Annotated in this window: 18 protein-coding genes and 1 pseudogene; 11 read left to right on the top strand and 8 right to left on the bottom strand. The window is 72.1% G+C overall.

The features are described from left to right. The first annotated feature begins 184 nt into the window (after positions 1 to 184). The 9 genes from ACIBVL_RS17965 to ACIBVL_RS17925 all read left to right on the top strand — a co-directional run bounded on the left by ACIBVL_RS17965 (position 185) and on the right by ACIBVL_RS17925 (position 12,056). Positions 185 to 1,174: a malate dehydrogenase gene (locus ACIBVL_RS17965; RefSeq protein WP_399098130.1), complete on the top strand. Its 990-nt coding sequence runs from the start codon at positions 185 to 187 to the stop codon at positions 1,172 to 1,174. 267 nt (positions 1,175 to 1,441) lie between these two features. After that, positions 1,442 to 3,184 (top strand): hypothetical protein, encoded by a 1,743-nt coding sequence (locus ACIBVL_RS17960; RefSeq protein ID WP_399098129.1) that lies wholly within the window; start codon positions 1,442 to 1,444, stop codon positions 3,182 to 3,184. Then, positions 3,171 to 3,524, top strand: a complete 354-nt coding sequence (locus ACIBVL_RS17955) for a hypothetical protein (protein WP_399098127.1) — start codon at positions 3,171 to 3,173, stop codon at positions 3,522 to 3,524. The genes ACIBVL_RS17960 and ACIBVL_RS17955 overlap by 14 nt, the downstream gene beginning before the upstream one ends. Positions 3,525 to 3,534: 10 nt before the next feature. Then, positions 3,535 to 4,629: a hypothetical protein gene (locus tag ACIBVL_RS17950; RefSeq protein WP_399098126.1), complete on the top strand. Its 1,095-nt coding sequence runs from the start codon at positions 3,535 to 3,537 to the stop codon at positions 4,627 to 4,629. Positions 4,630 to 4,893: 264 nt separating this feature from the next. Continuing rightward, on the top strand, positions 4,894 to 6,414 hold the full coding sequence (locus ACIBVL_RS17945; protein WP_399098125.1) for an aldehyde dehydrogenase family protein: 1,521 nt from the start codon (positions 4,894 to 4,896) through the stop codon (positions 6,412 to 6,414). A 39-nt stretch (positions 6,415 to 6,453) separates the two neighbouring features. Next, complete coding sequence (locus ACIBVL_RS17940) at positions 6,454 to 7,977, top strand: GMC family oxidoreductase (RefSeq protein WP_399098124.1); 1,524 nt, start codon at positions 6,454 to 6,456, stop codon at positions 7,975 to 7,977. Then, complete coding sequence (locus ACIBVL_RS17935) at positions 7,977 to 9,167, top strand: glycine betaine/L-proline ABC transporter ATP-binding protein (RefSeq protein WP_399098123.1); 1,191 nt, start codon at positions 7,977 to 7,979, stop codon at positions 9,165 to 9,167. Before ACIBVL_RS17940 ends, ACIBVL_RS17935 begins: the two co-directional genes overlap by 1 nt. Continuing rightward, positions 9,167 to 11,107 carry an ABC transporter permease subunit gene (locus ACIBVL_RS17930; RefSeq protein WP_399098121.1) on the top strand — a complete coding sequence of 647 codons (1,941 nt, stop codon included), beginning with the start codon at positions 9,167 to 9,169 and terminating at the stop codon, positions 11,105 to 11,107. The genes ACIBVL_RS17935 and ACIBVL_RS17930 overlap by 1 nt, the downstream gene beginning before the upstream one ends. 1 nt (position 11,108) lies before the next feature. Then, positions 11,109 to 12,056 (top strand): ABC transporter substrate-binding protein, encoded by a 948-nt coding sequence (locus ACIBVL_RS17925; protein ID WP_399098120.1) that lies wholly within the window; start codon positions 11,109 to 11,111, stop codon positions 12,054 to 12,056. Between the two features lie 6 nt (positions 12,057 to 12,062). On the opposite strand, the pseudogene ACIBVL_RS17920 reads toward ACIBVL_RS17925, so the two are convergent. Further along, a pseudogene (locus ACIBVL_RS17920) lies at positions 12,063 to 12,140 on the bottom strand (carboxymuconolactone decarboxylase family protein); the annotation flags it as partial. Between the two features lie 135 nt (positions 12,141 to 12,275). Here ACIBVL_RS17920 and ACIBVL_RS17915 point away from each other — a divergent pair. Further along, positions 12,276 to 12,761 carry a carboxymuconolactone decarboxylase family protein gene (locus ACIBVL_RS17915; protein WP_399098119.1) on the top strand — a complete coding sequence of 162 codons (486 nt, stop codon included), beginning with the start codon at positions 12,276 to 12,278 and terminating at the stop codon, positions 12,759 to 12,761. Between the two features lie 66 nt (positions 12,762 to 12,827). Here the strand turns inward: ACIBVL_RS17915 and ACIBVL_RS17910 are convergent, their stop codons facing one another. The 6 genes from ACIBVL_RS17910 to ACIBVL_RS17885 are packed head-to-tail and all read right to left on the bottom strand — an operon-like array spanning position 12,828 to position 20,723. Continuing rightward, positions 12,828 to 13,625 carry an aminotransferase class IV gene (locus ACIBVL_RS17910; RefSeq protein ID WP_399098118.1) on the bottom strand — a complete coding sequence of 266 codons (798 nt, stop codon included), beginning with the start codon at positions 13,623 to 13,625 and terminating at the stop codon, positions 12,828 to 12,830. A 10-nt stretch (positions 13,626 to 13,635) separates the two neighbouring features. Continuing rightward, on the bottom strand, positions 13,636 to 14,814 hold the full coding sequence (locus ACIBVL_RS17905) for an FAD-dependent oxidoreductase (protein ID WP_399098117.1): 1,179 nt from the start codon (positions 14,812 to 14,814) through the stop codon (positions 13,636 to 13,638). Continuing rightward, entirely contained in the window at positions 14,811 to 16,379 is a 1,569-nt protein-coding gene (locus ACIBVL_RS17900) for a class I adenylate-forming enzyme family protein (protein WP_399098116.1), read from the bottom strand. The genes ACIBVL_RS17905 and ACIBVL_RS17900 overlap by 4 nt, the downstream gene beginning before the upstream one ends. A 23-nt stretch (positions 16,380 to 16,402) precedes the next feature. Next, complete coding sequence (locus tag ACIBVL_RS17895) at positions 16,403 to 17,965, bottom strand: benzoate-CoA ligase family protein (protein ID WP_399098115.1); 1,563 nt, start codon at positions 17,963 to 17,965, stop codon at positions 16,403 to 16,405. Continuing rightward, positions 17,962 to 20,097: an aminodeoxychorismate synthase component I gene (gene pabB / locus ACIBVL_RS17890; RefSeq protein ID WP_399098114.1), complete on the bottom strand. Its 2,136-nt coding sequence runs from the start codon at positions 20,095 to 20,097 to the stop codon at positions 17,962 to 17,964. The genes ACIBVL_RS17895 and pabB overlap by 4 nt, the downstream gene beginning before the upstream one ends. A gap of 29 nt (positions 20,098 to 20,126) precedes the next feature. Further along, the gene (locus tag ACIBVL_RS17885; RefSeq protein WP_399098113.1) at positions 20,127 to 20,723 is read right to left on the bottom strand and encodes a hypothetical protein; all 597 of its coding nucleotides are present in this window, start codon (positions 20,721 to 20,723) and stop codon (positions 20,127 to 20,129) included. A 219-nt stretch (positions 20,724 to 20,942) separates the two neighbouring features. Here ACIBVL_RS17885 and ACIBVL_RS17880 point away from each other — a divergent pair, with 219 nt between their 5' ends. After that, positions 20,943 to 21,731: a DUF3050 domain-containing protein gene (locus tag ACIBVL_RS17880; protein ID WP_399098111.1), complete on the top strand. Its 789-nt coding sequence runs from the start codon at positions 20,943 to 20,945 to the stop codon at positions 21,729 to 21,731. A gap of 15 nt (positions 21,732 to 21,746) precedes the next feature. Here ACIBVL_RS17880 and ACIBVL_RS17875 read toward each other — a convergent pair whose 3' ends face one another. After that, positions 21,747 to 22,565: a hypothetical protein gene (locus tag ACIBVL_RS17875; protein ID WP_399098438.1), complete on the bottom strand. Its 819-nt coding sequence runs from the start codon at positions 22,563 to 22,565 to the stop codon at positions 21,747 to 21,749. Between the last annotated feature and the right edge of the window lie 23 nt (positions 22,566 to 22,588).

Here is a 22,588-nt window from a genome sequence, read left to right as displayed (position 1 = left end):
TTCGTGGTGCCCGCGCACGTGGTGTTCACTCTGTGGGACGGGCCACACAACCCCGGCCGTCCGGGATCCCGGATGCGCGATAGCCTGACCGCTGGTTGGATCTCTTGATGCCAAGAGATCGATCATTTGTACGTCCCACCCGGGGCAGGGACGCCCCACCGACAGCTGTCATACGGAGAACGCCATGACCCGCACTCCCGTGAACGTCACCGTCACCGGCGCGGCCGGCCAGATCGGTTACGCCCTGCTCTTCCGCATCGCCTCCGGCCAGCTGCTCGGCGCGGACGTGCCGGTCAAGCTGCGCCTCCTGGAGATCACCCCGGCGCTGAAGGCCGCCGAGGGCACCGCCATGGAGCTGGACGACTGCGCCTTCCCGCTCCTCCAGGGCATCGACATCACGGACGACCCGAACGTCGCCTTCGACGGCACCAACGTCGCCCTCCTCGTCGGCGCCCGCCCCCGGACCAAGGGCATGGAGCGCGGTGACCTCCTGGAGGCCAACGGCGGCATCTTCAAGCCGCAGGGCAAGGCCATCAACGACCACGCCGCGGACGACATCAAGGTCCTCGTCGTCGGCAACCCGGCCAACACCAACGCGCTGATCGCCCAGGCCGCCGCCCCCGACGTACCCGCCGAGCGCTTCACCGCCATGACCCGCCTGGACCACAACCGCGCGCTGACCCAGCTCGCGAAGAAGACGGGCTCGACGGTCGCCGACATCAAGCGGCTCACCATCTGGGGCAACCACTCCGCCACCCAGTACCCGGACATCTTCCACGCCACGGTCGCCGGCAAGAACGCGGCCGAGGTCGTGAACGACGAGCAGTGGCTCGCCGACGACTTCATCCCGACCGTCGCCAAGCGCGGTGCGGCCATCATCGAGGCGCGTGGCGCGTCCTCCGCCGCTTCCGCCGCCAACGCGGCCATCGACCACGTGTACACCTGGGTCAACGGCACGGCGGACGGCGACTGGGCCTCCATGGGCATCCCGTCGGACGGCTCCTACGGCGTCCCGGAGGGTCTGATCTCCTCCTTCCCGGTCACCACCAAGGACGGCGTCTACGAGATCGTCCAGGGCCTGGACATCAACGAGTTCTCCCGCGCCCGCATCGACGCGTCGGTGAAGGAGCTGGAGGAGGAGCGCGAGGCGGTCCGCGGCCTCGGCCTCATCTGAGCCCTTCCCGCTCACTGCCCACGGGCCCCGCTCCGGTTCTCCTCCGGAGCGGGGCCCGTGGCCTTTCCCGACCTTCCCTCTTTCTTCGCCGACCCCCGTACGGGGCCGAGTGGTCCCCCGGCCGGCTCCGCTGAACAGGGTCTTCCGGATCCTCCGGATCGCAGGCGCTCTTGACATTCCCGTTTCCCGGGAGGGAGTCGTCGCCCTATGCTGATACCTGCTCAACTCACTGTGAACAAGGGGCTTATCCTGCATCGGGGGAGTGACGTGAGCACTGCATTGGTGCCGCAACAACCGGAGCCGACAAGAGCAGACACACCACCGGCGCCACCGCCCGTTCCTCCCCACGCCAGCGAGGCCACCCGGCTGCTGTGCGCGGGTACCTATCTGGATTCCGCCTACCGGGACCGCGTCATCGAGGAACTGCATCTCAACGAGCAGCGGATCGTGGCGCCCTCGCTCGGCTTCGACGCGGCTCGCGTCCTGGCGCACGCGCTGCGGGCGCGGCGGCAGGAGCTGGCGTGGGCCGTGGTGATCGTGGCCGTGTGGGCGGTCGGCCTGCCGCTCACCGACTACTGGCTGGTCGGCTTCCTGTTCCCCGGCGGGCTGCTCGCCGTCGCCCCGTTGATCAGGGGCGACATGGCACAACCGCCCGTCTACCGCCGCCTGCCCGCCTTCATCGCGCGCTGGACGGGCCGCTGCGTCTACACGTTCTTCCTGGCCGCCACCCTGTACATCGCCCTCGGCGGCGGTGACGAGTCCTTCCGGTACCAGATCCAGACGACGTTGTACGACCTGCTGCCCGACCTGATCGCCCCGGACGCGCCCACCTCCTCGGACGACGTGATCGGACCGCTGCGGGCATGGCTGGCGGTCGGCGTGTTCCTGCTGGCCGCGGCGTGCACGATCGCGCAGCGCGACCGCTTCACCAGGGCCCTGGCCGACGAGCTGTCCCTCCAGCGTTTCCCGGACGCCGCCGCCGACCCGGCCGAACACGCGGAGGGCCGCCGCTTCCAGCGGCTCAAGCACCGCATCCGGCTGGAGCAGCACGCGCCGCTGATCATGTACCACGAGGCCCGGCCGTTCTGCGGGGCGGGCACCTCGCTGGACCCCTGGGTCCTCGCGGTCGAGCTGCGGCCCGACGGCATGAAGAAGCAACTGCCGCTCAGCAACCGCACGGTCCTGGAGAAGATCCGGCCGCGGCTCGAACGGCTGAGGCTGCCCGCCGAGCACGCCGGCCCCTCCGCCCGTGACCGGCTGCGCTGGCTGGAGATCGACGAGTGCGTGTTCCTGCCCGTGGAGGGACTCCTGCGCCGCGCCGAAGCACCCTACGACCCGGGGGAGTTCGAGAACCACCGGGCGCGCGCCGTGGAGGAGGGCGCCGAGAAACGTCGGCACTTCCTGCGCATCCGGGTCGGCGGCTGGGAGGAGGAACTGGTCGTGACGGTCTTCGTCCGCATCCACACGCAAGGCCGCATGCTGATGCTGGAGATCGCGCCGCACGTCCTCACCCCCGTCCGCGAGGAGTTCAAGAACGCCGACCGCACCGCCCACCGGTTCCGCAACAACAGCGTGGTCGGCAAGACCGTCTGGGCGCTCGCACAGAGTCCCGGTTCCGGGGTCCGGGCCGTGGCCACGGTGGGGCGGTCGCTGCGCTACCTGTGGCAGTTGCTGACGGGTGGTTACTCCGGGGCGCTGCCCGACGGGCCCGCGCTGTCCGTACGGGAGCTGGGCGCCGCGCCCGCCGGGTCGCTCTTCCAGGACATGGACGTCGAGCGCTACCTCAAGAGCGTCCAGGACCGCATCGCGCACGGGGTGAAGGCGGCGCTCGCCGAATCCGGCTACCAGACGGGCGAGTTCGTCCAGAAGATCGTGAACGTCAGCAACGGCGGAGTGAACATCGACTCGGTGGAGGGCAGCACCTTCGCCGTCGGCGAGCACGCCTCCGCCGCCACCGTATCCGGCGGCGCCGCGCCGCAGAAGGGAGCCGACACCGATGGCCACGGATGAGCCCGGCGTCAGCATCGGCGACGTCTCGAACAGCAACTTCGCCATCGGCAGCCACGCCCGGGCCGTGACCCACCACGGCACGGCCCCGCAGCGTGACGAGGCCGTCGAAGAACTGCTGGCCGCGGTGCGCGAGCTGCGTGCCGACCTGGCCCGGGTGCGTGCCGACGAGCGGACGGCCGAGCTGGACTCGGCCCTCGCCGACACGGAGGACGAGATCACCCGCACCGGCCAGGCCGCCCCGTCACGCCGCCAGCGCCTGCGGGAGCTGCTGTCCGACTCCCAGGCCCTGCTGAGTGTCCTCGCCTCGGCCGGGGCGGTCGCCGGGCTTCTGGGAATGTGAGGGCACGCTGATGACCGGGGGAGCGCGGTACTGGAACGAGGAAACCCAGCGCTGGGAGCAGGCGGACGGCACCCGGACGGCCACCCCGGCGACACCGCCGCCGCCCGCGCGGCCGGAGTTCGAGCCGACGCGGACGCCGGAGGAGACCGGCGAGACGGCGGGGACGGTTCCGGAAGCGGGGGCCTCCCGCTTGTCGAAAGACGGTTCCCCGGCGGGCGCGGCTCCCGTCGCGGGTGTGCCGTCCCCGCCTCCGGGCTGGCCGGCCGCAGCGGGCCCAAGCGCCTGGCACCGCCCGGGGGCCGGGGACACCGCGGCCGGGGACGGCGCGTGGCCCGCCGGGCAGTGGCCGCCCGTGGATCAGCCCGGCGCTCCTGCCCCCGCCAAGGGGCCGAGCCGGAAGACCCTGTGGACCGTGCTGGCCGGAGCCGCCGCTGTCGGCGTCGCCGTGATTGTGGTGCTGGCCCTGGTCGGGCTGCCCGGGGACGACGAGGACGGCGGGCCCGCCGCTGCCGAGAGCTCCGCGGCTCCCCGCACCTCGCCGGAGACGGATGTGTCCCCGTCCGCGTCGCCCGCCGACGAGACGTCCGCCACCCCCACGCCCACCGGGCCGGAACTCCCCTCCGGGTACGAGTCGTACGAGGACGACGAAGGGTTCCGCACGGCCATACCCACGGGGTGGACACGCAGCATCCGCGGCTCCCAGTACGGCATCGACATCGTCGACTACCGCAGCTCCGACAGACAGCACCGATTGCAGGTCTACCAGGTGGCGGAGGCGTCGCCGGCCGAGTCGTTCAGGGTGTTCCTGTCCGACGAGACCCCGAAGGCGGCCGGCTTCAGGAAGGTTTCCCTGCACACCCTCGACGGCCCCGACTTCACCGGCTCGCGCCTGGAATACCTGGCCGACTCCATCAAGGACGAACCCGACGTCGGCACCTGGCACGTGGTCGACGAGCGCTTCGTCGCCGCCGACGGCAACATCTACGCCATCGCCGCGTACGGCCCCGACTCCGATGGCCGTGAGGACGAACTCAAGCTGCTCACCACGGCGCTGGACTGGTTCTGCCCGCCCGGCATGAGGTGCGACCCGGCGTCGGCGGACTGAGAGCTCCGAGCTCTGACTCACCTGGTTCCGCGGCTCCTGCGGCAGCCTTCCCGTGCCCTGGGCCGGGCCATGGCGTCACCTCCCGGGCGAACACCCCTCCCGGACGTGCGTTATGTGTCATCTGTCCGAATATTCCGTGACGCGGCGCACTTTCCGCCTCGATTGCGCATGCAACCGGAGGTCGGGGGCAGGCGATCGCGGTCCCCGAGAGTGGCCCGCGGGGGACTGGGGGGGACGGAACAGGAACGGAAGGCAACACCGACCATGGTCGACAGAACGCAGCAGCAGGCATCCGAGACCATCCACGCAGGAGGCGAGTGGCGTGCGGCCGTCTCCGGCGCCACCCGCGAGATCCTCGACCCCGCCGACGGGCTCCCCTTCGCCGTGGTCGCCGAGGGCGACGAGAAGGACGCCGACCTGGCGGTCGCGGCCGCCCGGCACGCCTTCGACGAGGGCGACTGGCCGCGCACCCCCGCCGTCGCACGCGCCGCCCTGCTCCGCCGCGTCGCCGACCTGCTCATACGCGACCGCGAACGGCTCGGCCTGCTGGAGAGCCGGGACGCGGGCAAGACCCTCGAAGAGGGCCGGGTCGACATCGACTGCGTCGCCGACGCCTTCCGCTACTTCGCCGACCTGGTCGCGGCGGAGGCCCCCGGGCGGGTCGTCGACGCGGGCTCGGCGGACGTGCACAGCGTCGTCGTACACGAACCCGTCGGCGTGTGCGCGCTGATCACGCCCTGGAACTACCCACTCCTCCAGGCCAGCTGGAAGATCGCCCCGGCGCTCGCCGCCGGCGACACCGTCGTCGTCAAGCCCAGCGAGATCACCCCCCTCACGACCGTCGCCCTCATCGCACTGCTCGCCGAGGCGGGCCTGCCCGCCGGGGTCGCGAACATCGTCACCGGCCCCGGTCACACCGTCGGCGCCCGGCTCGCCGAACACCCCGACGTCGACCTCGTCTCCTTCACCGGCGGCCTGGCCAGCGGCACCAAGGTCGCGCAGGCGGCCGCCCCGACCGTCAAGAAGGTCGCCCTGGAACTCGGCGGCAAGAACCCCAATGTGGTCTTCGCCGACGCCTGCGCGACGGAGGAGGGCTTCGACACCGCCGTCGACCAGGCCCTCAACGCTGCCTTCATCCACAGCGGGCAGGTCTGCTCGGCCGGCGCCCGGCTGATCGTCGAGGAGTCGGTCCGGGGCCGCTTCGTCGCCGAACTCGCCCGCCGGGCGGAGCGGATCCGCCTCGGGCGCGGCACCGAGGACGGCGTCGAGTGCGGCCCCCTCGTCTCCGAGCAGCAGCGCGCCAAGGTGGAGGGGTACGTCGACTCGGCGCTCGCGGAGGGCGCGGTGCTGCGCTCCGGCGGCCGGCGCCCCGAACCGAGCGACGTGCGCCCCGCCACCGGCTACTTCTACGAACCGACCGTCCTCGACCACTGCCACCGCGAGATGAGGGTCGTGCGCGAAGAGGTCTTCGGACCCGTTCTCACCGTCGAGACCTTCCGCACCGAGGACGAGGCCGTCGCGCTCGCCAACGACACCGAGTACGGCCTCGCCGGAGCCGTCTGGACCGCCGACCAGGGCCGGGCGCGCCGGGTCGCGGGACGCCTGCGGCACGGCACCGTCTGGATCAACGACTTCCACCCCTACCTCCCGCAGGCGGAGTGGGGCGGCTTCGGAAAGAGCGGGGTGGGCCGCGAACTCGGGCCCGCCGGGCTCGCCGAGTACCGCGAGGCCAAGCACGTCTACCACAACCTCGCGCCGAAGCCCGTCCGCTGGTTCGCCGGCTGACCCGCTCCCCCTCCCTCAGACTTCCCCTGGAGTACCCCCATGTCCCCCCATGAGTACGACTATGTCGTCATCGGAGGCGGAACCGCCGGTTCCGTCATCGCCTCCCGCCTCACCGAGAACCCCGAGGTCACGGTCGCCGTCATCGAGGGCGGCCCCAGTGACGTCGGCCGCGACGACGTCCTGACCCTGCGCCGCTGGATGGGCCTGCTCGGCGGCGAACTCGACTACGACTACCCGACCACCGAGCAGCCGCGCGGCAACTCCCACATCCGGCACAGCCGCGCCCGCGTCCTCGGCGGCTGTTCCTCCCACAACACCCTCATCGCCTTCAAGCCGCTGCCGTCCGACTGGGACGAGTGGGAGGCGGCCGGCGCCAAGGGCTGGGGAGCGGTGCCGATGGAGGCGTACTACGCCCGGCTGCTGAACAACATCGTCCCGGTCGACGAGAAGGACCGGAACGCCGTCGCCCGCGACTTCGTCGACGCGGCCCGGGCCGCGCTCGGGGTGCCGCGCGTGGAGGGCTTCAACACCAAGCCGTTCACCGAGGGCGTCGGCTTCTTCGACCTCGCCTACCACCCCGAGACCAACAAGCGGTCGAGCGCCTCCGTGGCGTATCTGCACCCCGTGATGGACGAGCGGCCGAACCTCCACATCCTCCTGGAGACCTGGGCGTACCGGCTGGAACTGAACGGCCCCCGCGCCGAGGGCGTGCACGTCCGCCGAGCGGACGGCGAGGAGATCCTCGTACGGGCCCGCCGCGAGGTCGTGCTGTGCGCCGGCGCCGTCGACTCGCCCCGCCTCCTGCTGCACTCCGGCATCGGCCCGAAGGCGGACCTGGAGGCGCTCGGCATACCGGTCGCGCACGATCTGCCGGGCGTCGGGGAGAACCTCCTCGACCACCCCGAGTCGGTGATCGTCTGGGAGACGCACGGCCCGATCCCGGAGAACTCCGCGATGGACTCCGACGCGGGCCTGTTCGTGCGCCGCGACCCCGGCCACGAGGGCCCCGACCTGATGTTCCACTTCTACCAGGTCCCCTTCACGGACAACCCCGAGCGACTGGGCTACGAGCGGCCCGAGTTCGGCGTCTCGATGACCCCGAACATCCCCAAGCCGCGCAGCCGGGGCCGCCTCTACCTGACCAGCTCCGACCCGTCCGTCAAACCGGCCCTCGACTTCCGCTACTTCACCGACGAGGACGACTACGACGCCCGCACCCTCGTCGACGGCATCCGCATCGCCCGCGAGATCGCCCGGACCGAGCCGCTGTCCGGCTGGCTCAAGCGCGAGGTGTGCCCCGGTCCCTCGGTCACCGGCGACGAGGAGCTGAGCGAGTACGCCCGCCGGGTCGCGCACACGGTGTACCACCCTGCGGGCACCTGCCGGATGGGCTCGGTCGACGACCAACTGGCCGTCGTCGACCCCGAGTTGCGGATACGCGGCCTGGACGGCATCCGCGTCGCCGACGCGTCCGTCTTTCCCACCATGACCGCCGTGAACCCGATGATCGGGGTGCTGATGGTCGGGGAACGGGCCGCCGACCTGATCGGAGGCGGTGCGTGATGAGCACTCCGGTCTTCTCCGTGCACAACCTCTGGAAGGTCTTCGGCCCGAAGGCCGACCGCGTCCCCGCCGACCCCGAGCTGACCGCCCTGCCGCCCGCCGAACTCCGCTCCCGCACCGGCTGCACCGCCGCCGTCCGGGACGTCTCCTTCGACGTGCGCAAGGGCGAGGTCTTCGTCGTCATGGGCCTGTCCGGCTCCGGCAAGTCCACCCTGGTCCGCTGCCTGACCCGGCTGATCGAGCCCACCGCCGGCACCATCGCCATCGACGGCGAGGACGTCGGCGCCATGGACCGGCCCCGGCTGCGCGAACTGCGCCGCCACCGGGCCGCGATGGTCTTCCAGCACTTCGGCCTCCTCCCGCACCGCACGGTCCTCGACAACGTGGCGTACGGCCTGGAGATCCAGGGCATGGGACGCGCGGAACGCCGGGAGCGGGCGCGCGAGACGGTGGCCAAGGTCGGCCTGGACGGCATGGAACAGCGCAGGCCCGGCCAGCTGTCCGGCGGCCAGCAGCAACGGGTCGGACTGGCCCGGGCGCTCGCCGTGGACCCCGAGGTCCTTCTCTTCGACGAGCCGTTCAGCGCCCTCGACCCGCTGATCCGGCGGGACATGCAGGAGGAGGTGATCCGCCTGCACCGCGAGGAGGGCCGCACGATGGTCTTCATCACCCACGATCTGAGCGAGGCCCTCAGGCTCGGCGACCGCATCGCCCTCATGCGCGACGGAAGGGTGGTCCAACTCGGCACCCCGGAGGAGATCGTCGGCAGCCCCGCCGACGACTACGTCCGCGAGTTCGTCCGCGACGTCCCCCGCGAACAGGTCATGACGGTCCGCACAGCCATGCGCCCCGCGTCGGCGGGGACACAGGGCAACGGCCCGGCGGTGTCCCCCGACGCCACGGTCTCCGAGGCCATCGAGGCCGTGGCCAGGGCGGGAACCCCGGCACGGGTGGTCGACGAGGGCCGGTGCGTCGGGGTGGTCGACCACGAAACGCTTCTCGGAGTGGTGGCCGGCGTCACCGCGGACACCGACACCGACGCCTCCGCCGGCGCGGGCAGTCCCGCCGCCGGAACGGCACGCGTGGGCGACGGGGGTCCCCCCGCGCGAGCCAAGTCGAGCGTGGGAGAGGCACCCCGCGAGCGCGGGGAGACGACCCCGCCCCCGGGCGCCGAGCCGGAGGTGGTCTGATGGCAACGGTCACCGCACCCAGCCCCCGCCTGACACTCCCCGCACCCCTGAAGCACCAGGCCGTGCGCAAGCTCCTGCTGCTCGCCCTCGCCGCCGCGATCCTCGTACCCCTCGCCAACGCCCGCTGGTCCAGCGGGAGCTGGCCGGACGCCCTCACCGTCGACCTCACCAAACCCCTCACCGGCGCCAGCGACTGGATCATCGACAACCGGGACAGCCACCCCCTGTTCCTCTACTTCTTCGGCTACCTCAGCAACGGGGTCGTCCTGTCCGTACGCGCCGTCTACCTCGTCCTGCTCGGCGCGGGCTGGGCCGGCGTCACCGTGGCGGCCGGCCTCCTCGCCTGGCGCGCGGCCGGGGTGAAACTCGCCCTGGGCACGGCGGCGGCCTTCCTCGCCTGCGGCCTCCTCGGCATGTGGGTGCCGACCATGCAGACCCTCGCGCTCATGGTCGTCGCCGTCCTCGCCTCCGTCGTCGTGGGCGCCGTCCTCGGTCTCGCCGCCGGTCTCTCCGACCGCCTGGACCGCGCCCTGCGCCCGGTCCTGGACACCATGCAGGTCCTGCCGGCCTTCGCCTATCTGCTGCCGGTCGTCCTGGTGTTCGGCATCGGCGTCCCCGCGGCCGTCCTGGCCACGGTCGTCTACGCCGCCCCGCCCATGGCCCGCCTCACCGCGCTGGGCCTGCGCGGCGCCGACCAGGGCGTCCTGGAGGCCGCCGACTCACTGGGCGCGACCGCCCGTCAGCGCCTGCTGACCGCCCGGCTCCCGCTGGCCCGCAGGGAACTCCTCCTCGGCCTCAACCAGACGATCATGATGGCGCTGTCGATGGCGGTCATCGCGTCCGTCATCGGCGCCGGCGGTCTCGGTGACCGCGTCTACCAGGCGCTGGCCTCGGTCGACGTGGGCGCGGCCCTCGCCGCCGGCATCCCCATCGTGCTGCTCGCGGTCGTCCTGGACCGGGTCACCGGCGCCGCGGGCCACGGCACGGGGCGCACCACCCGGCGCGCGACCTGGGCGTACGCACTGGCCGCCGCCGTCGCGGTGGCGGTGGCCGGACGGCTGGCCGGCCGTCTCGACTGGCCGGACGCCTGGACGGTGAACTTCGCCGAACCCGTCAACCGCGCCGTCGACTGGATGACCGCGCACCTGTACTCGGGCGTCCCGGTCGTCGGCGGCACCGCCGACTGGGCGGGCCACTTCACCACCTGGGTGCTGGACCCGCTCCGGGACGGGCTGCAGGGACTGCCCTGGTGGGCGGTGCTGCTGCTGGTCGCGGCCCTCGCCTGGCCGATCGGCACCTGGCGCACCGCGCTCACGGCCGTCCTCGCGATGGCCGCGATCGGCGTGCTCGGCGTGTGGGCGCCGGCCCTGGACACGCTCTCCCAGGTCCTCGCCGCCGTCGCCGCCACCCTCGTCCTGGGCATAGCGACCGGCATCGCGGCGGCCCGCAGCGACCGCTTCGAGCGGCTGCTGCGCCCCGTCCTGGACGTCTTCCAGACCATGCCGCAGTTCGTGTACCTGATCCCGGTCGTGGCGCTCTTCGGCGTCGGCCGCGCCCCGGCCGTCGCCGCGGCCGTCGTCTACGCCCTCCCCGCCGTGGTCCGCATCACCGCGCAGGGCCTTCGCCAGGTCGACCCGGCGGCACTGGAGTCCGCCCGCTCCCTGGGCGCGACCCCCGGCCAGCAACTGCGCCAGGTCCAGCTCCCGCTCGCCCGGCCCGCGCTGCTGCTCGCCGTCAACCAGGGCGTGGTCCTGGTCCTGGCCGTCGTCATCATCGGCGGTCTGGTCGGCGGGGGCGCGCTCGGCTACGACGCCGTCTTCGGCCTCGCCCAGGGCGACCTGGCCACCGGTCTGGTCGCGGGGGCGGCCATCGTCTGCCTCGGCCTGATGCTCGACCGGGTGACCCAGCCGACGGAACGCCGCGCGAGGAACGGAGCCTGACATGCGTATGCGTACGACCGCCGCGACGGCCGCGCTGTTTCTGCTGACCGGCTGCGGCGCCGCCGACATGACCAAGCAGGCCTCGCCCTTCGCGAACGCCCAGGGCTCCAGGACCGTGACCCTGTCGGTGCAGTCCTGGGTGGGCGCACAGGCGAACGTCGCCGTCGCCCAGTACCTGCTGGAGCACGAGCTCGGCTACCGCGTCGACACCGTCCAGGTCGACGAGATCCCCGCCTGGGACGCGCTCAGCCAGGGCCGGGTCGACGCGATCCTGGAGGACTGGGGCCACCCCGACCAGGAGCAGCGGTACGTCGACGACAAGAAGACGATCGCGCGCGGCGGCGGCCTCGGCGTCACCGGGCACATCGGCTGGTACGTCCCGACGTACTTCGCGAAGCAGCACCCCGACGTCACCGACTGGAAGAACCTCGACAAGTACGCGTCGTCGTTCCGCACCCCGGAGAGCGGCGGCAAGGGCCAGCTGATGGACGGTTCCCCGTCGTACGTCACCAACGACAAGGCGCTGGTGGAGAACCTGAAGCTGGACTACCAGGTGGTGTTCGCCGGTTCCGAGGCCGCGCAGATCACCCAGATCAGGCAGTTCGCCAAGGAGAAGAAGCCCTTCCTCACCTACTGGTACTCCCCGCAGTGGCTCTTCAAGAAGGTCCCGATGACCGAGGTGAAGCTCCCCGCCTACAAGGAGGGCTGCGACGCCGACCCCGCGAAGGTCGCCTGCGCGTACCCCCACACCCCCCTGCAGAAGTACCTCAACGCGGACTTCGCGAAGGACGGCGGCCGGGCGGCGGCCTTCCTGAAGAAGTTCAAGTGGACGACGGAGGACCAGGACGAGGTCTCCCTGATGATCGCCGACCGGAAAATGACCCCGGAGGAGGCGGCGAAGAAGTGGGTGGACAGCCACACCTCCACCTGGAAGGAGTGGCTGTCCTAGACAGGTTCACCCGTGCCGGCCCGGCTGGTAGTGGCCCGGTGTCATCCGGGCGGTCACCCCGAAGCGGTTCCAGGCGTCGATGACCCCCTGGAGGCCCTCGTCGTCGGCTACGGCACCCCGCCGGACCACGGGTGGTCGGGGGCGCTGGACGCGTTGTGCACGGCATTGTCTTTCCACGACCGTGTCTCGGGAATGTGAATTCATGGATATAGTCACCCCATGAGCAACAGTGATCAGATATCCCGTGTGGCCCTGAAGAAAATCACGCCCGACGTCTCCTCCGCGATGGGCTCCCTGCACGCCGCCGCTGTTTCCGCGGCGCAGGACGCCAAGGTCGAACCGGAGATCCTGGAACTGGTCAGGATCCGCGCCTCACAGCTCAACGGCTGCGGGTTCTGCCTCGACATGCACACCAAGGACGCCCGTGCCCAGGGCGAGACCGAGCAGCGGATCTACGCGCTCAACGCCTGGCGGGAGACCCCCTTCTTCACCGAACGGGAGCGCGCCGCCCTGGCGTTGACCGAGGCGGTGACCTTCGTCCACGACGGTCATGTGCCGGAGGCGGTGTACGCGGAGGCCGCGGAGGTCTTCGACGAGGCGCAGATCGCGGCGCTCATCTGGGCGGCCACCGTCATCAACGCGTACAACCGGATCGCCATCGCGACCCGAATGGTTCCGGGGGCTTATCAGCCCGCCCAGAAGTAATACGGAAAAAGTAATGCAGAATTCGGGCATCGGCGTTTTCCGCCGATGCCCGTCATATTTCTGCCGTCAATTTTCCGGAAGTGGTTCCACGAGGCCGTCCAGCCATTCCCGCCATTCCGGGGCCCGTACGGCCGGCCCGGCCGTCAGTTCCCCTTCCACCCAGCCCGTCACGGGCCGGATCCCGTGCAGCGCGTTGACCAGCCACACCTCCCGGCCGTCCAGTTCGGCGAGGTTCCGATCGCGGTGGGCGACGCGGACGCCGTCGCGCACGGCCCGCTCCTGGATCAGCCCGGCCGTCACCCCCGGAAGCAGGGGCAGCCGGGGCGAGGGCAGGCACAGGGTGTCGTCCTCCCACCACAGCACGCTGGCCGTCGGCGACTCCAGCACCACCCCGGACGGCGTCACCAGCACCGCCTCCTGGGCGCCGGCGCCGGACGCCCGCCCGCGCACCCGCGCCAGCGCCTCCAGGTCCGGCCCCTTGCGGCGGGGCACGGTCCGCGCGTCCGGCTGGCCGACGCCCCAGAGCCGGATCTCCCGTCCCAGCGGCGGGGCGTGCCGCAGCCGCAGTCTCAACTCCATCGATCCGGCGCCCAGTTCCACCCGGGGGAACCACTCGCCCGTGCGCGGCAGTACGGCGGTGACGTCCTGCCAGAACTCCACGAGCCGACGCGGCCCCGGCCCGCCGCACTCACCGCAGGCCCGCAGAAACCGCTCCCGGTGCCGGCCGTACGCCCGCACCCGGCCCTCGCGCACCAGCCACGAGTCGGCGACCAGCAGCGGTTCCTCCGCCTCCGGCGCCGGGATCAGCCCGCGGTCGGGCGACCAGCTCAGCAGCCCCTCTTCAGCGGCCAGTCCTGCAACCACTCGGTCCTCCTCAGTACTTCCCGCCCGCCACCGCCGGCGCCCCGCCCCGGGGACCGTACGGCGCGTGTTCCAGCCATGACCCGCACGACGGCAGCACGGGGGAGAGGGCCGCCGCCGCGCGCTGCCGGAGCCGTACGATCCGGCGCCGGGGCCGCAGATGGTCCAGCGCGATCCCGGCGGCCTCGCTGTTGAACAGACCCGCCGCGCGCCGTACGTCGGCGAAGGCGGCCACCGCCTCCGGCGTCCCGGCCGCGACCGCCTCCGCGGCCGCCGCCGCGTCGGCGATCCCGCTGTTCATGCCCCGCGCCCCGAACGGCGGGAACAGATGCGCCGCCTCCCCGACCAGCAGCACCCGCCGGTGCGGATCGGTGAAGGAAGCCGCGACCTTGCGCAGGAAACGGTAGGTCGACACCCACAGGACGCGCTCCGCGTACCCGTCGCCCACGACCCCGGGGAGCCAGCGGCGTACGGCCTCCTCGGTGCCGTACTCCTCCTCCACGTCGTCGTCGCGGCACTGCAGGTCCACCTGGAAGCCGCCGGTGAACGGCACCCGCATCACACTGCGGCCGCCGACGCCCGGATGCTCGTAGTGGAAGACCCGCTCCAGCGGCAGCCCGGCGTCCGGCACGTCGGCCACGTCGACCACCACATGGAAGCCCTCGCCGCGCTCGCCCTCCATGGCGATGCCCAGTCCGCCCCGTACGGCGGAGCGCGCGCCGTCGGCGGCGACCACGTACCGGGCGGTCCACTCGCGCCCGTCCGCGCCGGTCAGCGACACACCCGTCGCGGTCGTGCGTACCTCCGTGACGCGGGCGTCCCAGACGAACTCCACCTCCGCCCGCTCGCAGGCGGCCCGCAGGAAGCGCTCGGTGTCCAGCTGGCGCAGGCTCGTGAACGGCGGCAGCCCCGAGGGGGGCGGGAAGCTGCGGGAGTACACCTCGCGGCCCCGGTAGAGAGTGCGACGGGTGTGCCAGGTCCGGCCGTACGCCGTGATCTCGGCGGCGAGCCCCGGGCACATCCCGTCCAGCAGCCGCAGCGTCTCCCGGTGCACGAACAGGGCCCGGCTGCCCGGCCGTTCACGATCCTCCGGGTCGGCCTCCAGCAGCACCACCGGCAGCCCGCGCGCCCGCAGCGCGAGCGCCGCCGACAGGCCGACGGGGCCGGCGCCGACCACCACGACGGGCTTCACGCGCGGACGCTTTCGGCCAGCATGCGGGTGATCTCCACCCGCTTCACCTTCCAGGTGGCCGTCATCGGCAGCTCCTCGAACCGCCACTGCCTCGGCTCCGCCATCGCGGGCAGATCGGCCGTGGCCTCCCGCCAGCGCTCCGGGTCCAGCGGCCGCTCACCCCGCACGCACACCACCGGTACCGGCTCCCGGTCCGCGCCCGGCACGATCACCACCTCGCGCAGCTCCTCCAGCCGGTCCATCAGCGTGTCCTCGACCTCGAGGTTGCTGTGCACCGAGTCGATCTGGTCGATCTCCCGGTCGATCAGGTGCAGGGACCCGAGGCGGCTGCGGTAGCCCATGTCGCCCATCTGCCACCAGTCGCCGTCCAGCTGACGCTGGTACTGCTCCCGCGCGCCCAGATAGGTGAGGATGCGTCCCCGGGTGCGTGCCTCGATCCGGCCGGGCGTGCCGGATGCCACCCGGCGGCCGTCGGGGCCGGTCACCCGGACCCGGGTGAAGCCGGGGATCCCGGTACCGACCCGGCGGCCGTCCGCGCGCCCGGCCGAACGCCGGGTGAACCACTGGAACGCCACCGGCCCGGTCTCGCTCTGCCCGTACAGCTGGATCAGCCAGGGCGTACGGCGCTTCGAGGCGTCCAGCAGCCGCCGTACCGTGCGCGGATGGATCGCGTCGAACGTCGATCCGTAGGACTTCACCCGGGACAGCGGCGCGCCGGGCGCGTCGGCCAGCTCCTCCCACAGCACGAAGGTGTTGGGGTGGGTCTCGACGATGCCGGGCCGGTGGCGGACCAGGAGCGGGCCCACCGAGGCCGGGTCGGGGTCGGTGATCAGCAGCAGCGGGCTGCCGAAGTGCAGCAGCACGCCGAGCAGATGGTAGAAGCGCGAGTGCACGAAGGACATGTGCAGCGCGGCGACCTCGCCACGGGTGGGCCAGCCCATCGCCTTCTGCGGGACGAGCCGGTTCCACATGGTGTTCGCGCAGTGCACGGCGAGCTTGGGGTCGCCGGTGGTGCCCGAGCTGTGGGTGATCAGGGAGGGTTCGCGGGGGTGCAGCCGTACGGGCGCGGCAGGTTCGGCGCCGGCGTACTTCTCCAGGGACTCGGCGCCCGGACCGCCGGTCACGCTGAGGGTCCGCCGTACCAGCCCGGTCAGCTCCACCTCCTTCAGCGGGCCGTCCAGCTTCGCCGCGTCGGTGACGAGCCAGGGCTGCTGCAGACGGCCGAGGAGACGGCCCACCACCGGCCCGGCCAGCGCCGGCGACAGCAGCACGGGGACCGCGCCGATCCGGGAGACGGCACAGGTCAGCAGCACGATGTCGACGTTGTCCGTCTTGTGCACGACCACCTGCTCCGAGGGCCGCACCCCGGCCTCCCACAGGCGTCCCGACAGCTCGTCGACGGCGTCGGCGAGGACCGTGTAGCTGAGGTGGATCCCGAGCGAGGGGTGGGTGTCCAGCGGGCGGTCCAGGGTGACGAACACCGATCCGTGCCGGTCGGCCGCCCGCCGGAAGACCGGTCCCAGGTAGAACGCGCGGTCGGTGAGGGTGGACGCCTGCTGTCGCATGAGGCGGTTCCTTTCAGTCATGGTCACCACGCGCCCTGGCGGACCAGATGGCGGCGGAGCTTCCCGGTCGGGGTGCGGGGCAGGGAGGGGACGAGGCTGACGCTTCGGGGGACCTTGAAGGGGGCGAGCCGCTCACGGGCCAGCCGCAGCAGGTCCTCCCCGAGGCCCGCGGGGGCGGGCGAGGCGGCGGGGACGACGAAGGCGCGCAGCCGACTGGAGCCGCCGCCGTCGGTCACGGCCGCGACCGCCACCTCCTTCACCGACGGGTGGGCGCGCAGCACGGCCTCCACCTCCAGCGGGGAGACGGTGATCCCGCCGACCATCTCCATGTCGTCGGCGCGGCCCAGGTGCCGGTAGGTGCCGTCCGGTTCGCGGCGCGCCCGGTCGTGGGTGGCCAGCCAGCCGCCGACCAGGGTGCGGGCGGTCTCCTCGGGCCGGTTGAGATAGCCGGGCGTGACCGTGGGTCCGCGCACCCACAGTTCGCCCTCCGCCCCGTCCGGCACCGGCCGCCCGGCACGGTCGCGCAGTTCCACCTCGAAGCCGGGAACGGGACGGCCGACGGTGCCGGGGCGATTGTGGCCGAGGCTGTTGGCGCAGAAGGCGTGACCGGCCTCGGTGGAGCCGATCTGCTCCAGGACCGGCGCGCCCAGCAGGTCGGTGACCCGCCCGCCGAGCCCGTCCGGCATGCCCTCGCCGGCCGACACGGCGGCCCGCACGGAGGCGAAGCAGGCCTCGTGCCCGCTGCCCCGGTCGGCGACCAGCGCGGCGTACGCGGACGGCACCGAGTAGAGCAGGGTCACCCGGTGCCGGGCGACCAGCTCGTCCACGGCGGCCGGTGTCGGGCGCCGGTCCACCAGGACGGCCGAGGAGCCGGAGAACAGGGGGAAGACGAAGGCGTTGCCGAAGCCGTAGGCGAAGTACAGCTTGGACACCGACAGGGTGACGTCGTCGGGGGTGATCCCGAGCAGGGGCCGCCCGATGAGCTCGTGGTACGCCTCCGGATCGGCGTGCGTGTGCACGACCCCCTTGGGCCGCCCCGTCGTCCCCGAGGTGTACTGCACGTACAGGGGGGCGTCCGCGGCCACCGGGTGGGCGGGGGCCGGCTCGGTGCCGGGGGCGAGCGCGAGGAGCTGGTCGGCACCGAGTCGGGGCCGGCCGGCGAACCGGTCCGCCAGTCCCGGGCGGCCGCCGAACAGGTCGTCCTCCAGCCCGGGCCCGGTCACACAGAGCACGGCCTCGGTGTCGGCGGCCATGAACGCGTGGTCCGCGGCCGGGAGTTCGGGGTTGACCAGGACGGCCACCGCGCCGAGGCGCGCGACGCCCAGGAAGGCCGCCACCCAGGCGATCGAGTCGGGCAGCGCGAGCAGTACCCGGTCCCCGGCCCGTACCCCCTCCCTGGCGAGCACCCCGGCCACCCGTGCCCCGAGCCCGTGCACCTCGCCGTGGGTCCAGGTCCGGTGACCCTGGTGGAAGGCGGCCCGGCCGGTCCAGCCGTGCCGGCCCGCGAGTTCCGCGAGGTGGGCGGCGAGGTTGGCGGGCGGGGCCGGCGCGACCCGCGGGACGGCGACGGGCTGGGAGATCGTCATCGGGCGCCCTCTTCCATGACGTCCGGCGCCTCCACCGGGGACGCGCCCGCGTACGCCCGCATCTGCGCGGCCGTCTTCAGCAGCATCTCGTCGTACTCGGCGACCGGATCGGAGTCCAGGACGATCGCCCCGCCCGCCCCCAGGTGCATCCGGCCGTCGGCGAGTACGGCGGTGCGGATGACGATGTTCAGGTCGGCGCCGCCGCTGCACCCCAGATAGCCGAGGGCCCCGGAGTACACGCCCCGCGCCTCGGTCTCGATCTCGTCGATGATCTCCAGGGTGCGCAGCTTCGGCGCGCCGGTCATCGACCCGCCGGGGAAGCAGGCGCGGACACAGTCCACCGCGTCCGTGTCGGCACGCAGCCGTCCCTCGACGGTGGACACCAGCTGGTGCACGGTCGCGTACGTCTCGACGGCCATCAGCCGGGACACCCGCACGGTCCCGGTCCGGCAGACCCGGCCGAGGTCGTTGCGGAGCAGGTCGACGATCATCAGGTTCTCCGCGCGGGTCTTGGCGTCCGCCGCCAGCGCGTCCCTGAGCCGGGCGTCCGCGGACGGGCTCTCGCCGCGCGGCGCGGTGCCCTTGATCGGCTTGGCCTCGGCGATCCCGTCCCGGGTGATCCGCAGGAACCGCTCCGGCGAGGCACCGGCCACGTCGAGGTCGCCGAACCGCAGGAAGGCCGCGTACGGCGCCGGGTTGCCGCGGCGCAGTTCCCGGTAGAAGGCGTAGGCGTCGGGCGGGGCGGGCAGCCGGGCCGCGTCGGTCAGACAGATCTCGTAGCTGGTTCCGGCCCGCAGCTCGCGCTGGCAGGCCTCGATGTCCGCGAGGTACGTGGCCCGGTCGCGCACCAGCCACGGCTCGGCGGCGCCGAGGTCGGGCTCGGCCGGAGCGGCCGGGGACGGCCGGGGCCCCTCCTCGGCGGCGACGAAGGTGAGCTGGGCGACCGTGCTCTCCAGCCAGTCGGCGGCCTCCCGCGCGGCCTGCGGGGTATCCTCCGCCACGCAGACGGCGTAGGTGAAGTCCTCCTCGTGGTCCACCGCGATCAGCCGGTCGGCGAACAGCCAGCAGGCGTCGGGGGTTTCGGCGCGATGGCGGTTGGGGGACCCGCAGTCGGCCTTCGTCTCGTAGCCGAAGTAGCCGACGTACCCGCCGGTGAAGTCGAAGGGCAGTCCGGTCGCGTCGACCCGGCGGTTCGTCAACTGCCGTTTCAGGTAGTCGAAGACGGACGCGGTGACCTTTCTCGGCGGCCGTCCGGCCCGCTCGATCTCGCACTGGCCGGTCTCGACGTCGTACCGGACGAACTCGGCGAGCGGGCCGCTGTCGTCGCCGAGGAAGGAGAAGCGCGACAGCCCCTGCTCGACCCGTGAGCTGTCCAGCCAGAACGCCCGCGGCGAGGCGGCGAACATCCGGGTGAACGCGGCCTCGGTGTCCACCGCGCCGGCGATCCGGCGGGTGTGCAGCCGGTAGGAGGGGAGGTTGGTGCCCTGCCGGGGCCGGGGGATCGTCGCTCTGGCGGTCGTGGCCGCGGGGACGGCGGTGTTCTTCGTACGGGGCCGGCGGGCCCGCTCGGCCGTGAGGTTGCGGAAGTTCACCAGCATGCGGTGGCCGAACTCGGTGAGCACCGACTCGGGATGGAACTGCACGCCCCACAGCGGCCGTTCGCGGTGGCGCAGCCCCATCAGGACACCGTCCTCGGCCCAGGCGGTGGCCTCCAGGGTGTCGGGGAGCGGCTCGTGCACGGCGAGGGAGTGGTAGCGGACCGCGGTGAAGTGCTGCGGCAGCCCCTGGAACAGGTCCCGCCCGTCGTGCCGTACGGCGGTCAGATGCCCGTGCCGGGGCTGTGGGGCGGGCTCCACCCGGCCGTGCTCCCCGAGCGCGATGCCCTGGTGACCGAGGCAGACGCCGAGCACCGGCACCTCGGACTCGGCGAGCACCCTGGCGCTGATCCCGAAATCACGGGCCGTTCCGGGGTGGCCGGGCCCCGGAGACACCACGACATTGTCGAAACCACTTAAAGTGTCGAGCCTGCCGTCATTGTGGATCACCACCGGCTCCTCGCCGTTGACCTCGGCGATCAGCTGGAACAGGTTGTACGTGTACGAGTCGTAATTGTCGATGAGCAGGGTCTTCACCCGCCCACCTCCTTCGGTCGTTCACGAACCTAAACGGTCCGTCGTTTGTGCCGCCCACGCAGCGCCTGGAGCGGTGGATACAGCCATTTCTTGAAGAAACGCTGAAGGCGCGGCATGAGAATCCAGGTGACGATGGCCGTCACACACAGGCAGAGGAACAGCGTGCGAATGAAAGGGTTGATGCCGCCGAGATAGGGCAGCACGATCAGGTTGAACAGGAGCACCGGCGGGAACACCGCGCTCATATTCACGAACCACAGTTTCCATTTCGCCGGCGGGGCGGGCGGAGCAGGCGGGGCGGGAGGCGGTGGCGCGGGGGCCTGGGAGTCGAACCACTCCTTGGACCCCTGCACGCTCCTACGGCCGGCCCGCTGGGCGATCCCCTCCGTCCGGACGTCCCACTGCACCCGGTCTGGCGAGACTTCCCAGGCCAGAGCCGTGTCTTCGTCGGCGAAGCGATAGACGACATGCCACTCCGCCTCTCGATCGACAAGGACGCCACCTCCGAGGAAACCCGGATGCCGGGCGCTGGCGCCCAGCATGGCCCACCCCCAGTTGTGGAAGTCGGCCTCGCGGCCCGGCACCACGTGATAGGCCACGGTGACGGTGACGGGATTGCTGCTCACGGCGTGGAGTACGGCAGGAAGAGCGTTCGCGTTCAAACTTCAACGAAGTTTTTCAAGGCTCTCACGGTTGTCCGAAACGTAACTTTTTACTGCCCTTTGGATGTCCTTGGCTCCTTCTGTCGGGCAATACTGCCGGTAACTTTCCGGGAATTCTTGGAAGCGCTTGCCGGTAACTCGGAAAAAGTGCACGATCGGCCTTCCGGAACGAAGGAGATTGCCATGTCCAGGTACGACTGGAATCTGACCGAAGAAGGACACCAGGGAATCGAACGGGCCCGTTCCGTGCTCGAATCCGCTCGTAAAGAAGTGACCTCCCACCCCATTTACCAGCGGATATCCGGACCGGAACACCTCAGGACGTTCATGGCGCACCACGTGTTCGCCGTCTGGGACTTCATGTCCCTCCTCAAGTCGCTCCAGCACGAGCTGACCTGCGTCGACGTGCCCTGGGTACCGCGCGGCTCGGCGCTGGCCCGCCGGCTCATCAACGACATCGTGCTGGTCGAGGAGAGCGACGAGCTGAACGGCGGCTTCACCAGCCACTTCGAGCTGTACCGGGCGGCCATGGCCGAGGCCTCGGCCGACACCACCCGCATCGACACGTTCCTCTCCCTCGTCGCCGAGGGCCACGACGTGGCGGCGGCCCTCCGCGTGGCCCAGGTCCCCGCCCCGGCGGCCGACTTCGTCGCCACGACCTTCGACATCATCGCCAACCGCCCGCTGCACTGCCGCGCCGCCGCCTTCGCCTTCTCCCGCGAGGACCTGATCCCCGACATGTTCGACCAGGTGATCAAGGAGGAGGGCACCGACCGCTTCCCCCTCTTCCGCGACTACCTCGCCCGCCACATCGAGGTCGACGGCGAGGAACACACCCCCATGGCCCTCCAGATGGTCACCGACCTGTGCGGCACCGACGACACCCGCTGGGAGGAGGCCGTCGAGACGGTGACCCTGGCCCTGGAGGCGAGGTCACGCCTGTGGGACGGGATCACGGAGGCGATGGGCTGAGGGGACGGCGGGCGCTCACGCCGGCTCCGGTGCCTCCCCGAAGCGCGCCAGGGCCAGTGCTCCCGCCACCGCCACGGTGAAGCCCAGGACGGCCGGCCACGCCCACCCCTCCCGGGTGCGGTCGCCCAGCCAGGCCACGCCCACCGCCGCGGGGCCGATCGTCTCCCCGATCACGATCCCCGCGGTGGCGGTCGTCACCGAGCCGCGCTGCAACGCGGAGGTGAGCAGCAGGAACGCGGCCCCACCGCCCAGCAGCAGCGCGTACACCGCCGGATCGGTGAGCAGCGCGCCCGGCGAGAGGTCGTCGATCAGCCGCACCGCCACCTCCACCACCCCGAACCCGCACCCGGCCCCCAACCCCAGCACCAGCGCCCGCCCCCGCTCAGGCAGCCGCCCACCCACCGTCCCCAACCCCAGCACCGCACCCGCCACCCCGAGCATCACCCACGGCAACGGCCCCGGCCCCGCCGCCTCTCCCTCCGTGCCCGCCGCCAGCCCCAGCACGGCCAGCCCCGCGCACACCACCCCCACCGCCGCCCACTCCGTCCGGCTCAGCCGCACCCGCAGCAGCCGCGCCGCCACCACCGCCGTCACCGCGATGCTCGACGCCAGCGCCGCCGCCACCGCGTAGATCGGCACCGACCGCAGCGCGGCGATCTGGAACAGGAACCCCAGCCCGTCCAGCCCCAGCCCCGCCCCGTACCGCCACTGCCGCAGCGCCCGCAGCAACAGGACCGCGTCCCCGCCGCCCCCACCGGACGCGGCCCGCGCCGCCATCGCCTGCAACACGGTCGCCGTACCGAAGCACACCGCCGCACCGAGCGCACACACCATTCCCCACAGCACGAACGGACTGT

The sequence above is a fragment of the Streptomyces sp. NPDC049687 genome (genome assembly GCF_044465285.1).
Classification (GTDB): Bacteria; Actinomycetota; Actinomycetes; order Streptomycetales; family Streptomycetaceae; genus Streptomyces.
This window is presented reverse-complemented; position numbering and strand designations above follow the sequence as displayed.